The following is a 13,472-nucleotide window of genomic DNA, read 5'->3' as shown; positions in this document are numbered from 1 at the left end:
CAATTAGAGTGGGCAGGTCAATATATTTCTTCTGATAATTGTCAATACAAGGTAATAAAATGTAAAGCAGGTAATAAAACGTAACAAATGTATATTTACCTTGTTTTTTTTAAATATCTATTAAACGTTCTTAACAAAAAAGGTGCGTTAGGCACCTTTATTTGATTTATTTTCTTTTTTTATTATGCAAATTCACTACCATCAAAAACACCGGCAAATAGTGCGGTCGATAAATAACGCTCACCAGAACTTGGTAGGATAACGACTATTTTTTTATCTTTGTATTGTGCCTCTTCGGCTAAACGAGCGGCTGCGAAAACGGCAGCACCGGATGAAATGCCGGCTAAAATCCCTTCCTCTTCCATTAAACGACGAGCCATTTTTATGGCATCTTCATTACTCACCTGTTCTACTCGATCAATTAAAGAGAGATCTAAGTTTTTAGGAATAAAACCTGCGCCAATACCTTGAATTTTGTGTGGACCTGGTTTAATTTCTTCACCTGCTAGGGATTGCGTGATGACGGGGGATTCAGTGGGCTCAACAGCAACAGTAATAATTGCCTTTCCCTGTGTTTGCTTTATATAACGACTGACCCCTGTGATAGTGCCTCCCGTGCCAACTCCAGCAACAAACACATCAATATCACCGTCTGTATCATTCCAAATTTCAGGGCCTGTAGTTTTTTCGTGAATCTCTGGATTGGCCGGATTATCAAACTGTCTAAGTACTAAGTATTTACCTGGCTCAGACAGTGCCAGTTGTTCAGCTTTATTGATTGCCCCCTTCATACCAAGAGCGCCGTCAGTTAATATTAAGTTTGCGCCTAATGCCTTAAGTAATTTGCGACGTTCAACACTCATCGTACTAGGCATTGTAAGTGTTATTTTATATCCACGAGCGGCGGCAACAAAAGCAAGTGCAATCCCGGTATTGCCACTTGTCGCTTCAACCAATTCCACGTCTTTGGTTAGCGTTCCTTTTTTTTCAGCATCCCAAATCATATTCGCTCCAATTCGGCATTTAACACTGAAGCTGGGATTACGACTTTCTACTTTTGCAAAAACATTACCAGAAGTGACATTATTTAAACGAACAAGTGGGGTATTGCCAATAGTTTGTGAATTATCATTGAATATTTTACTCATGGTATTTCCTCTGATTTATTTATTTAAGTTTTATGCATTAAGGATAACGGAAGTGTAAAATTACGAAAGTAAAATTTTGTTATACTATATGTAGTTTAGTGATATAGCTAAGGTAGCTTGGGAAGGTTTACTTAACCCAGCCTCTGAAGGAGGAATTAGATGAATGAAAACATAAGGGCGCCAGTTTTTTAAAACTTTTGTTGAAAACCTATTAATGCGGTACTTCCGCCGTAACCAGGCATTTTTCCATTTGAGATAATAAACTTTAAATTACTCGCTCGACTGGTATTAAAACTAAATCCTGCACCCAATGATAATTGACTGTTATATAAATCAAATTGCTCAAAATTAGCGATGTAATTATATAGCGCATGATCAGCCGATAAATTACTTAAGTATTGTGTTGACGAATTAGAAAAATTCCCATACAACTCCAACTGAAACCCTTGTTGGTTTGGTGATATTAGAGGCAATGAGAATAGTTCGTAATGTGAGTTATCGGTAAAGGTACTATCGGTAATCGAAGTTTTAAAGGTCAATTTATGGTAAAAGGATGAGAAAATACTATCTAGATAGCGGTAACTTGCTTCTGGGATTTTCGCCATAGAGCTAAAATCAAGCGAAAACCCATCTCTATTTTTAGCTTTCTTATAGATACTTTTTTGATATTGCACTTGTAGTGAATTCGTTGGAACTTGAGCAGCAACGCAGTAGGTTGATCCCATACAATAGATGAGGGAAACCGCTATTTTTTTTAACATTACATTCCCCCCCCAATTAAAACCACATGTTTATTAAGTGTTAAATACTACACTGAGCATATAATTAAAGACAGGCTAAAAACTGTAAATAATTGTGTAATTGTTTTAATAATTCTATTTTTGCGGGGTTGCTCCGATATTCAAGCGCTAGCGCATCAAGCTTTTCGATATAAGTTTGGCTATGTTCAAGCAAATATGCCTGACGGTGTCGTGTCCATTTGTCCTGCTCTTCCGATGTTAACGAGTGAGCCCCATTTCTGGCTCGGTAATGCCATAAAAGGGTATCTAGTCGTTTATCTGTAAATTTAAAATTGGCATCTGCCAACTCCTCCCATGTACTAGCACTTATCTGATTAATAAGTGTTTTATCTGCATTCGAAAAGAATCCTCCCGTATATAGCATTTCTTCTACACTTTTAGCGACTACGTTTTTTGTTTCCTCAGCAAAGACCATCTGACATTTTTGGGCAATGCCAGTGTTGCTTTTTAAAAATTCTAATGACGCTCTGCATTGCGAACGATTAATTCCTAATTCGTCTGCTCGCGCTTCTGTTAATGTTTTTGCTGGCGCGATAATCGGGCACTTATTAATGTGAACCAATTTAATAGCAGGGCGGTCAATACCTTCAGGTAAATCAATTGTCGGTGTATATAGATACTGACGGATTTCCTCGACCGACAGTGTTTCTAGCGCACTCAAGTCTTTATTTAAATCTACGACAATAATCGCATTTTTGTTAAGTGGATGTTCCGCGAGGGGAAGCACATAAGAAACGCAGCCCTGCTGTGCAGGGAACATCCCCGAGATATGTACTAGGGGGGTGTAACTGCCAATTTTTAGTGCACTAAGTACATGCGCTTTTTTACGCAAATTGAAGCAATATTCATATAGCTTTGGGTGTGTATTTTTAATTAGCTTTGCCATTGCTATGGTTGCGTAGACATCCGACATCGCATCATGCGCCTGAGAATGTGCTAAACCATTCGCTTTTGTTAACAACTCTAAACGGAATGAGGGTATGTCGTTTTCGTCAACGGGCCAATTGATACCTTCAGGACGTAATGCATAACAGGCACGAACCAGATCTATAATGTCCCAGCGGGAACAACCATTTTGCCATTCACGTTGGTAGGGATCATAAAAGTTTCTGTATAAAGTAAAACGTGTTACTTCGTCATCAAAACGAATATTATTGTATCCCAGCACACAGGTATCTGCTTGGCTAAATTGTGTATTAATGCGTTTGATGAATTCATTTTCAAATAGCCCTTGTTGTAATGCCTGTTGTGGGGTTATACCGGTTATTAAACACGCTTCAGGGTTAGGTAAATAATCGTCAGGTGGGCGGCAGAACCATTCATTGGGCTCAGAAATGATATTGAAATCTAAATCGGTACGAATGGCAGCAAATTGAGCGGGTCTGTCAGCTCCCGCATTAAGACCAAATGTCTCATAATCGTGCCAGTATAAAGTGGACTGATTGCTTACGTTTTCTTGGGTTGTTTTTTGTAAGTTATCTTTCATCTGAAGCCTTTTTTTACTGGTTTATAACTGAAAATAGATTTCTCTTCTTGTCATGCTCGGTCTGCACGGCAAACTTGAATTATCAAACCATAAAAATTTATGCCTTGAGCCATTAAATGCAATGTTTAGTTTTAGCTTCCATTTTCGCTAGGCCACTAAACCACAATGGTTGAAACTTGTGCGTTATCAAAGGTTAAGCTAAGTGAGGCGTGAGAGCAAGTTATTAAGCTTAGGCGCCCATTCTTTGCTGTCGGTTGGCATTGTAATTGCTTTTCACCGGTGTGCTCGACGGTGCTTAACTTGGGCTATGCGCGTTTTGTTAGCAAAAGCCATATATTGCATATTGTTAGCTAAGTATATTGAGTATAATAGTCAGGTATCCAATATTGTTCATTGGATAGGGTTACTTTTTGGTGATCTCTATTTGGCTTGCAGATTTTTAATTTTAAGGTAAGTTAATTGTAAATATCACTCATGTTTTTTTCATCGGTGTACCGCCAGCAGTAAAATTTTGTTCGTTGTTAGACAAACAGTAACTGCATAATGAACTACACAAATCCAGGGATTGAATATGAATGATATGAGCAAAAAGAGGCTATGGCGAAAGAGACTGATTGCTTTACCGAAGATCAAGGTTTTACTTGTTGTTCTCGTACTTGTCACCTTAGCCGCTGCCCTAAGAGTATGGTGTTTTCTCATTTTTAAATCGGATCTCGTGTGGTTGACATTCTACCCCGCCGTGATTGTTGCCGCCCTCTATGGTGGATTGTATGCTGGGTTGCTGGCAATCCTACTTGCCTATTTAGCCGTATCCTTTTTATCGCCGTTATTTATTACTATCCCTTTTAGCTATCATCATCGTGACATCATGGATATGGCACTTTTCATTGCCACCTGCACCCTTATTTCGCTCCTAGTTGAAGTTCGGCATGGCATGCGAAGAGCATTGGTGGAAAGCAAGCTAAGATTAAAAGCGAGTAGAAAACGTGAGCTGTTTATTCGCGAACTCATTGATTATATGCCCAATATGATAGGTTATTGGGATAGTGATTTACGCTGTCGCTTCGCTAACAAAGCTTTCAGTGAGTGGTTTGGCAAGGAGCCCGAGCAGATTATCGGCATTACATTTAAAGAACTGGTGGGGGAAGATCTATTTGCACTAAATGAACCTCATATTCGAAGAGTATTAGCGGGTGATCTACAACGCTTTGAACGGACAATCAGTAAAGCAGATGGAAGTGTCGGACACATTATCGGACACTACATTCCCGATTACGACAGCAATGGCCGTGTCAAAGGCTTTTCTACTCAGGCCAGTGAGATAACAGATCTGAAGGAAATGCAAGGGCAATTAAAAATGGCCGCATGTGTATTTGATAATACGCTCGATGGTGTCATTATCACTGATAGTAGTGGCGTTATTTTGTCGGTTAACCCCGCTTTTAGTGACATAACTGGGTATTCAGCAGAAGAGGCAGTCGGAGAAACACCTAGACTGTTGAAATCAGACCGTCACGATCAAACATTCTATGCCGCCATGTGGACAGAGATACTAAACAAGGGAAAGTGGAGTGGTGAAATCTGGAATCGTCGTAAAGATGGGGATATTTTTCTTGAACGTCTGACCATTAGTTTGGTTATCGGTGAAGACGGTAAGCCTTTTCGTTATGTCTCGGTATTCAGCGATATTACTGATCTCTGGCATAAAGATGAACATCTAAAGCATTTAGCATTTTATGATGCATTGACCGACTTGCCGAATCGTACTCTGTTGATGGAACGGTTAGATCAGAAAATAATCAGTTGCCAGCGAACAAAACAACACTTTGCACTGATGTTTATTGATCTTGATGGTTTCAAACTTATCAACGACCAGTTTGGTCACAACGTTGGAGACGAGCTATTAAAGTTGGTCGCAGAAAGACTTTCAGGGCTGGTGCGCCAATCCGACACCGTTTCCCGCTTAGGTGGAGACGAATTTATCTTTATAGCCAACAATCTGCAGGAAAAAGAAGAAATTTCATATATAGCGAGTCGAGTACTGAAATCAATAAATGAGCGAATGGATATTCTCGGTGAAGTAGTTCAGGTTGGGGCATCCATTGGAATTGCTCTGTTTCCTCAAGATGGGGAGACATGTGATGCTTTAATAAACAATGCCGATACAGCAATGTATGCAGCCAAAAGTACGGGTAAAAATAACTTTATTTTTTACACGTCTAAAAAATAACGCCGTAAGAAAGAACAATGTCATATTATAATTGACCTCATCAGTAACCCTGCTCATTGCCATAGTGCATTGGATCATTTTCATATTTTGTCGGGATGGTCACCGCAAATGTCATTTCCCCGTGATGAGTTAATTATCCAAGAAAAACGACTAATAAAACCGCTTAAGGCGTGATGATGTGTAAATTTCACGCCTTAAGTGGGATTCGCATCAAGTTTTATTTACTGACTATAACTTTGTAGAAAATGGCCGATTTTAGTAATCGCAGTAGTTAGTTCGTCCATACGTGGTAAGCATGCTATCCGAAAATGATCCGGTCTATGCCAGTTAAAGCCGGTTCCTTGCACTATTAAGATCTTTTTTTCCATTAGCAAATCAAGGGCAAAACGCTGATCATCTTTCATATTAAATTTTTTCTGATCTAGTTTTGGAAATAGGTATAAGGCACCATTAGGTTTAGCACAACTGACACCAGGGATGTCATTAAGAAGTTTCCATGCGCCTTGGGTTTGATCATACAAACGGCCGCCCGGTATTATTAACTCATTAATACTCTGATAACCGCCTAATGAAGTTTGAATGGCATGTTGCATAGGGACATTCGCGCATAATCGCATACTGGCAAGTATCTCTAAGCCACTGATATAATCGCGAGCATGTTTTTTGGCTCCGCTTATCATCATCCAGCCGACGCGGAATCCGCAGACACGGTAAGCTTTGGAAAGTCCGTCAAAAGTGACAATTAAAATGTCATCTGCCAAGGTAGCCAGTGGCACATGTAGCGCATCGTCATAGGTTATTTTGGAATAAATCTCATCTGAAAATACGATTAGATTATGCTGCCGTGCCAGTTCAACAATTTGCTCCAATAATTCTTTACTGTAAACAGCACCGGTTGGATTGTTAGGGTTAATAATAACAATGCCTTTGGTTTTTGCGGTTATTTTTGCTTTGATATCGTCGATATCGGGAAACCAATCTGACTGCTCATCACAGACATAATGCACCGCTTTGCCACCTGATAAATTGGTCGCAGCTGTCCATAAAGGATAATCAGGCGCGGGCACTAACAGCTCATCGCCGTTATTTAATAACCCTTGCAACGCCATCACTATTAATTCACTTACGCCATTACCGATATAAATATCATCTGTGTCAAGTGATAGTAATCCTTTAGCTTGGTAGTGCTGCATAATCGCTTTGCGTGCAGAGAAAAGTCCTTTGCTATCACAATAACCTTGGCTTTGCGGTAGGTTTTTAATCACATCCATTAGCACCTCTTCTGGCGCTTCAAAACCAAAAGGAGCCGGATTACCGATATTCAGTTTTAAAATTCGCTGACCTTCTTCTTCTAATTTTTGGGCTTGTTTAAGTACAGGCCCACGAATGTCATAACATACATTATCTAATTTATGGGACTTTTGAATGGAATACATAACAACCTCTAGAAAGATAAACGGTGTGATAATCACGAAAACAGTGATAAAAAATGAATGACTATAAAAATACCTGATCTTAACGGGAGAGTGAAGTAAATAAAAGCGCCAAGTAAAGATTCATGGCTTTTATTATTAAATATTTTCAAGTATTGTTGAAAATATTGCATATTTTTAAAGGCTGGCTTTCACAATGATTGAAATCAAACACTTAAAAACGTTATCAACGCTTAATAATACCGGGAGTTTAGTGGAGGCGGCAAAACAGTTACATCTCACGCAATCAGCATTATCACATCAATTAAAAGAACTAGAAGGGCGGCTTAATTGTTCGTTATTTATCCGTAAATCACGACCTATCCGCTTTACTGTATCGGGGTTGCGTTTATTAGAATTAGCGGATCAAGTTTTACCCGAAATTCGTAATGCCCAACGAGATCTTTCACGTTTTGCTTCAGGGGATGCGGGCAGGTTGCATATGGCGATTGAATGTCACTCGTGTTTTCAGTGGCTAATGCCTGCGATCGATAAATTCCGTGATAGCTGGCCGGAAGTGGAACTGGACTTTTCAAGTGGCTTTAGTTTTTTGCCTTTGCCTGCGCTGAAACGCGGTAATCTTGATTTAGTCGTCACCTCAGATCCCCAGCCCATTGAAGGGATAAGTTATATCCCTTTATTCAGTTATCAATCAATGCTTGCATTAAGTCGCCATCATCGACTTGCAAATAAAGTCTATATTGAAGCGGAAGATCTCCGCGAAGAAACCTTGATCACCTATCCGGTCGAAAAAGAACGCTTAGATATTTTTAATCAATTCTTAATACCCGAAGGGGTTTCTCCCGCTAAAATTCGTTATGCAGATATGACATTAATGATGCTGCAGCTAGTTGCTAGTGGTCGTGGTGTTGCGGGGTTGCCCAATTGGGCGTTATTTGAATATCTGAAAAAGGATTATGTGGTCGCGCGGCGCTTGGGTAAAGAGGGCGTTTGGAACACACTTTATGCGGCGGTGCGTGAAGAGCAAATATCCTTAGCTTATCTGCAAGATTTTATTAGCACTGCAATCGACAGCTCTTTTACACATCTTAAAGGAATTAAAGTTGCCACTGGAACTGAAGCTTTATGATTTTTTGAAAAAGGGATGGAAATAGTGTGATATTTAAGCAGTTCATTCTGTGGACATTGATCTGCTAGTTATTTTTATGGTTGAACATTTGCAGTAAAGCGAATAAAAAGTCACAATTAGCACTTAATTATTTAATTAAAGAGATAAAATCGATTAATCGTTGTGAGCAGAATATATGTTTTTCAGTCTATCTATTGCAACAATACTCTGGCTGGTATGTAAGATTTTATTTCAACACTAAGACTTCTTTTTAATAATTCAGCAATGCATGGATATGTACTTAATCACTGTGGTCTTGTAAAAACACCATCACACAGAAATAGTACGCTGAGTATGTTGGCTATTAGGCACAAATATTTATGCCAATCTGCTTAATAAAATGGCCATCGTTTGTGTAGGAAAAAAAGTTAAGAACAAGGTACACGATTTGCATTTATATAGGTATTTACTATTTTGACCGGTAACAATGCGTAGATACTTAGGCGGCTGATTTTATTAACAATATTTTGCTCTACTAATAGGGGGATCTATTGTTGCAAACTGGCAGTCAAGCAGAGAAACTCTTTTGCTTTGGTAAACGACAACGTAGTGTGTTTTTCGGCTTGCCAGATAATCAGGTTTCCGCTATGGTCACTCTCTATCAACTTGCTGTAACTTTGATGTTCACCATAGGTGGCGTTAAATAAAACCAGATCAACAATGCGATTTAATGCAATTGTAAAAAATTAATTTAACAAAAATAACGGGACGTAGCGTTTTCAGTGTGATAGTTATTATGCACATGAAATGGATAGTTCGGTGAAGCAATCAAACCGATTTATTTTACTCGAACGAAAAAAGGCAATATTAAAACAGCCGCCATTGAGTAAGATGACGTTTTAACAATAATTTAAAATTAAAATCAAATTTGAGCACATGTATGTGCCTGGGGATAACAATGATCAATACTGATGACGTACATATCAAAGCAATAAAAGAACTCTTGCCACCGGTTGCGTTACTAGAAAAATTTCCTGCAACTGATGCCATTAGCGAAACCGTATCTGGCTCACGTAATGCAATCCATCAAATTTTAAGCCAACAAGATGATCGTGTATTAGTGATTATTGGACCTTGTTCCATAAATGATCCTGAAGCGGCGCTTGATTATGCTCAAAAACTAGCACCACTGCGTGAAAAATATAAAGACACATTAGAAATTGTAATGCGTGTTTATTTTGAAAAGCCGCGTACAACGGTTGGCTGGAAAGGTTTAATTAATGATCCGGAATTAAACGGTACCTGTAATATCAATAAAGGTTTACGTACTGCTCGAAAATTATTGTTAGATATCAATGAGATGGGACTTCCAGCTGCGACTGAATTTTTAGATATGATAACCCCACAATATGTGGCAGATTTAATGACTTGGGGGGCAATTGGCGCGCGCACCACTGAATCTCAAGTTCACCGTGAACTTGCCTCTGGTCTTTCCTGTCCAGTTGGTTTCAAAAATGGGACTGATGGCACAATTAAAGTTGCTGTAGATGCGATTGGTGCAGCTAACGCATCTCACCACTTTTTATCTGTCAATAAATTCGGTCACAGTGCTATTGTTGAAACAACGGGTAATCCCGATTGTCATATTATTTTACGTGGTGGTAAAGCGCCAAACTATAGTGCAGACGATGTTGCTGCTATTAAATCGGAGTTAAAAAAATCTGGCCTACAAGAAACATTGATGATTGATTTCAGTCATGCTAACTCTGAGAAGAAATTTGAAAATCAGATGAAGGTTTGCAGTGACGTTTGTAATCAAATTGTGGCTGGAGATCAATCTATTTCTGGCGTAATGGTTGAAAGCCATTTAGTGGAAGGGCGCCAAGATCTAATAGAGGGTGTTACACCTAGCTATGGGCAGAGTGTTACTGATGCTTGTATCGGTTGGTCTGATACTGAAAAACTGTTAGCGCAATTAGCGGATGCAGTTTTAATACGCCGTGGTTAATCGTGACTTTAGTTAATGATTAAAGCACTGTTTTGACAGTGCTTTTTTTGTCTAAAACTTATCTGTAGAGAGCTGCATGAACAATAAAGTCAAGCCGATAATGATTTTAGGCTGTACTAGTGACGCCGGAAAGAGCTTAATTGTCACTGCAATTTGCCGGTTGCTTGCCAACAGAGGGGTAAAAGTTGCCCCCTTTAAGGCGCAAAATATGAGTAATAATGCGGCGATTACCGAAGATGGATTGGAGATAGGTCGCGCGCAATATTTACAAGCATTAGCCGCAAAAGCAAAACCTAGCTCCTCCATGAACCCAGTACTGCTCAAACCAAGTGCCGATACTTTTAGCCAAGTGATTGTTAATGGTGTTGTTAATCATAAAATCAGCCAAATGCCTTGGATGGAGCGAAAGTCTTTATTGTGGCGCGAAGTACAGCATGCGTTACTGCAACTGCAAAATGAATATGAACAAATCGTCATTGAAGGGGCGGGTAGTCCAGCTGAAATAAACCTTCGTGCGGGTGATATTGTTAATATGTCCGTTGCACTTGAATGTCAGGCCGATGTGTATTTGGTATCTGATATTGACAGAGGGGGATCCTTTGCGCATCTGCTCGGTACTTGGGCTTGTCTTGCACCCGAAGAGCAAGCGCTGATTAAAGGTTTTGTGCTCAATAAATTCAGGGGGGATCCATTATTACTGGGCAACGCAATGGCATGGTTGCAAGAAAAAACAGGCATTCCTACGGTCGCCAATCTGCCCTATTACCGCCACCAGTTACCTGAAGAGGATAGTTTTCGCCTAGGCACAAAATGGCAACGTGGGAAAATAAATATTGCACTTATCTATTATCCTTATGCTTCAAATTTAGACGAATTTGATCCGCTTATTTATCAAGATGATATTAATTTGGTGCCCGTGCATCAAAATGAAGATTTGAACGATTTTGACGCGTTAATTCTGCCTGGTAGTAAAAATAGTGGTGTGAGTTTAGAATTTTTACGTACAACCGGTTTAGATAGTAAGATCTGCCAGTTCAAAAAAACGGGGAAGCTGATATTGGGGGTCTGCGGTGGATTGCAGATACTAGGCAAGCGGATTATTGATACGCACAGCATTGAAGATGGCGATAAAAATGGACTCGGCTTAATTGCATTACAAACAGAGATAGAGATCGATAAATCCACTCGGCAGCGTAGTATTAAGTGGTTTGATAGCTCTCTCCTTGGTTATGAGATACACCATGGAAAAACAGTTGTCAGTGGAAGTGTGTTTCCTTTTATAAGTAAAGGATTAGGCTGGCGGCAGGAAAATATCTATAGCACCTACCTACATGGTCTCTTTGAAAATAAAGTTTTTTACGACTGGTTCATGAGGCAGGTTGGAGGAAGAGAAAATGGTATTGAATGGTCGGCTCATATTGATACTGAGCTAGATAATTTAGCGGCGATGTTTGCACTGCACGGCTGGCTATAGGGTGACTGGATGACAGTTTATTCGTTGCTGAACGCCTTACTTAACCACAAATGCTGATTCGCACAAAACGATTTACCCCGAAGCCCTAAGAAATTGGTTATTCGCTTCCTATAACTGCTAGAATACTTACCCTATTTCTTTTTTCGTACTTTCTCGGATATCTTTATGCCTCATTCTGTACCTAGTGATTCTACTGATTTTCAGCAAATATTGGCTGACGCACTTGAAAATAATAGCCTGACTAAACTTGTACTAAGTAAATACAGGGGCAGTGATAAGAGCTTACAACGTATTACCATTCGCCCAATTAGATTACAAAATGAAGACGTGCTTTCATTTGTTTATCAACATCAAACCAATCACATCACTAAAAATCAAACTTATAAAGCGGCGATAGAGACTATAAAATTGCTATTGGTTGAACAGTTTAAAAGTGCTTATTTATCCCTGCTCACTATTGAAATTCAATTAGAAATCAGCAAAAAAGGAAAAAGTAAAATAACTAAGCATCAGATTAAAGAACACGCTGATAACGATTTGCAGCACAATCGTGCTAAAAAACGCTTTGTAGATATTAATCGTCCCTTTCTGACTCAGCTAGGGGTGACTGATAAGCAGCATAATTTGATTCCCGCCATGTCGCATAAATGGAAGCAGATCAATAAATTTATTGAAGTCTTTAAGCAAGCTCTCGATGTATCACCTCTGGCAAAGGATGCGCCTATTAATGTGGTCGATTTTGGCTCCGGAAAAGGCTATTTAACCTTTGCTATTCATGACTATTTACGTAATAGCCTAAACAATAATGCACAGGTTACTGGGGTAGAATTACGTCAAGGGTTAGCCGATTTATGTACACAAACCGCGGCGACACTCGAACATCATGGTTTGTCATTTGTCTGTGGCGATGTAAAGACACATGCGCCGAAACATACCGATGTGATGATTGCACTACATGCCTGTGATATTGCCACTGACTATGCAATACATTATGGAATCCGTGCTAATGCCGCTATTATTATGTGCTCGCCATGTTGCCATAAACAATTACGACCACAGATGCAAAGCTCTGAGCTATTCAAACCGATGTTGCAATATGGGGTGCATATGGGGCAACAAGCTGAAATGGTGACGGACTCATTACGTGCGCTATTTTTAGAGGCCTATGGTTATACAACAAAGGTTTTTGAATTTATCAGTCTTGACCACACTAATAAAAACAAAATGATTCTGGCGATTAAAACGGCCAAACCTAATGCTAAGAAGCATATGCAATTTCTACAGCAGATTGCTGATATTAAAAATTATTACGGTATTAAAGAACATTGTCTAGAAACCTTACTCACAGACAGTAACACGCACTAATTTTACTCATTCATGCTGATCACAAAAATGGATCAGCATCTTAACTATAACCGTTCCTTAAGGATTCCTTAAGATTTAGGCTGTATATTATTGTTAATTATTTATTCACTTGGCTAATTGTTTTGAAAAAAATATTATTAATGACATTTAAAAATCTAAATATATCTATGCATATGACTAGCTTTATCACCATTCTCTCTGTCTATTATGCCTTTATTTTGAATTTTCCTATTGATCAAAAAATATATCAGTTATCGACAAGTGGAAGTATGATATTTTCATATATATCACCAATATTATTGACCTTTGCTTTTATTATTATTTTCTCACTTCTGGCTGTACCTTATCTATTTAAGGTTCTTTTTATAGGTATAACGCTGACCTCGGCATTGGCATTTTATGCAAGCATAAAATACAACG

General features: G+C 39.0%; 11 protein-coding genes. 7 read left to right on the top strand and 4 right to left on the bottom strand.

Features of this window, described 5'->3' with window-relative positions:
• Positions 1-182: 182 nt before the first annotated feature.
• The 3 genes from cysK to sbcB all read right to left on the bottom strand — a co-directional run bounded on the left by cysK (position 183) and on the right by sbcB (position 3,434).
• Positions 183-1,148, bottom strand: a complete 966-nt coding sequence (gene cysK / locus KSO91_RS13285; RefSeq protein ID WP_238743483.1) for a cysteine synthase A — start codon at positions 1,146-1,148, stop codon at positions 183-185.
• Between the two features lie 188 nt (positions 1,149-1,336).
• On the bottom strand, positions 1,337-1,909 hold the full coding sequence (locus KSO91_RS13280) for a hypothetical protein (RefSeq protein ID WP_238743482.1): 573 nt from the start codon (positions 1,907-1,909) through the stop codon (positions 1,337-1,339).
• Positions 1,910-1,973: 64 nt separating this feature from the next.
• On the bottom strand, positions 1,974-3,434 hold the full coding sequence (gene sbcB, locus KSO91_RS13275) for an exodeoxyribonuclease I (RefSeq protein WP_238743481.1): 1,461 nt from the start codon (positions 3,432-3,434) through the stop codon (positions 1,974-1,976).
• Positions 3,435-4,005: 571 nt separating this feature from the next.
• Here sbcB and KSO91_RS13270 point away from each other — a divergent pair.
• On the top strand, positions 4,006-5,664 hold the full coding sequence (locus tag KSO91_RS13270; RefSeq protein ID WP_238743480.1) for a sensor domain-containing protein: 1,659 nt from the start codon (positions 4,006-4,008) through the stop codon (positions 5,662-5,664).
• 221 nt (positions 5,665-5,885) lie between these two features.
• On the opposite strand, the gene KSO91_RS13265 is transcribed toward KSO91_RS13270, so the two are convergent.
• On the bottom strand, positions 5,886-7,100 hold the full coding sequence (locus KSO91_RS13265) for a pyridoxal phosphate-dependent aminotransferase (RefSeq protein ID WP_238743479.1): 1,215 nt from the start codon (positions 7,098-7,100) through the stop codon (positions 5,886-5,888).
• A 193-nt stretch (positions 7,101-7,293) separates the two neighbouring features.
• On the opposite strand from KSO91_RS13265, the gene KSO91_RS13260 reads away from it, so the two are divergent.
• From KSO91_RS13260 to KSO91_RS13235, 6 genes are all read left to right on the top strand, one after another.
• Complete coding sequence (locus KSO91_RS13260) at positions 7,294-8,226, top strand: LysR family transcriptional regulator (protein ID WP_238743478.1); 933 nt, start codon at positions 7,294-7,296, stop codon at positions 8,224-8,226.
• A gap of 530 nt (positions 8,227-8,756) precedes the next feature.
• Positions 8,757-8,912, top strand: coding sequence for a hypothetical protein (locus KSO91_RS13255; RefSeq protein ID WP_238743477.1), 156 nt, complete (start codon positions 8,757-8,759; stop codon positions 8,910-8,912).
• A 251-nt stretch (positions 8,913-9,163) separates the two neighbouring features.
• Entirely contained in the window at positions 9,164-10,213 is a 1,050-nt protein-coding gene (gene aroG / locus KSO91_RS13250) for a 3-deoxy-7-phosphoheptulonate synthase AroG (protein WP_238743476.1), read from the top strand.
• A 76-nt stretch (positions 10,214-10,289) separates the two neighbouring features.
• Entirely contained in the window at positions 10,290-11,687 is a 1,398-nt protein-coding gene (locus tag KSO91_RS13245; RefSeq protein WP_238743475.1) for a cobyric acid synthase, read from the top strand.
• 165 nt (positions 11,688-11,852) lie between these two features.
• The gene (locus tag KSO91_RS13240; RefSeq protein ID WP_238743474.1) at positions 11,853-13,052 is read left to right on the top strand and encodes a class I SAM-dependent methyltransferase; all 1,200 of its coding nucleotides are present in this window, start codon (positions 11,853-11,855) and stop codon (positions 13,050-13,052) included.
• A 122-nt stretch (positions 13,053-13,174) separates the two neighbouring features.
• Positions 13,175-13,472 (top strand): phosphoethanolamine transferase domain-containing protein (locus KSO91_RS13235; protein WP_476705454.1); only part of this gene is annotated, 298 nt, incomplete at its 3' end.

Origin of the sequence: Psychromonas antarctica, assembly GCF_022267535.1 — a bacterium.
Lineage (GTDB): Bacteria > Pseudomonadota > Gammaproteobacteria > Enterobacterales > Psychromonadaceae > Psychromonas > Psychromonas antarctica.
The sequence above is the reverse complement of the archived record's forward strand: the minus strand, read 5'-3'. Positions and strand labels throughout refer to the sequence as shown.

What these genes read in the sequence shown, in the direction of transcription:
- cysK (WP_238743483.1), bottom strand. Translation starts at nt 1,148, where the DNA reads ATGAGTAAAATATTCAATGATAATTCACAAACTATTGGCAATACCCCA.
- KSO91_RS13280 (WP_238743482.1), bottom strand. Translation starts at nt 1,909, where the DNA reads ATGTTAAAAAAAATAGCGGTTTCCCTCATCTATTGTATGGGATCAACC.
- sbcB (WP_238743481.1), bottom strand. Translation starts at nt 3,434, where the DNA reads ATGAAAGATAACTTACAAAAAACAACCCAAGAAAACGTAAGCAATCAG.
- KSO91_RS13270 (WP_238743480.1), top strand. Translation starts at nt 4,006, where the DNA reads ATGAATGATATGAGCAAAAAGAGGCTATGGCGAAAGAGACTGATTGCT.
- KSO91_RS13265 (WP_238743479.1), bottom strand. Translation starts at nt 7,100, where the DNA reads ATGTATTCCATTCAAAAGTCCCATAAATTAGATAATGTATGTTATGAC.
- KSO91_RS13260 (WP_238743478.1), top strand. Translation starts at nt 7,294, where the DNA reads ATGATTGAAATCAAACACTTAAAAACGTTATCAACGCTTAATAATACC.
- aroG (WP_238743476.1), top strand. Translation starts at nt 9,164, where the DNA reads ATGATCAATACTGATGACGTACATATCAAAGCAATAAAAGAACTCTTG.
- KSO91_RS13245 (WP_238743475.1), top strand. Translation starts at nt 10,290, where the DNA reads ATGAACAATAAAGTCAAGCCGATAATGATTTTAGGCTGTACTAGTGAC.
- KSO91_RS13240 (WP_238743474.1), top strand. Translation starts at nt 11,853, where the DNA reads ATGCCTCATTCTGTACCTAGTGATTCTACTGATTTTCAGCAAATATTG.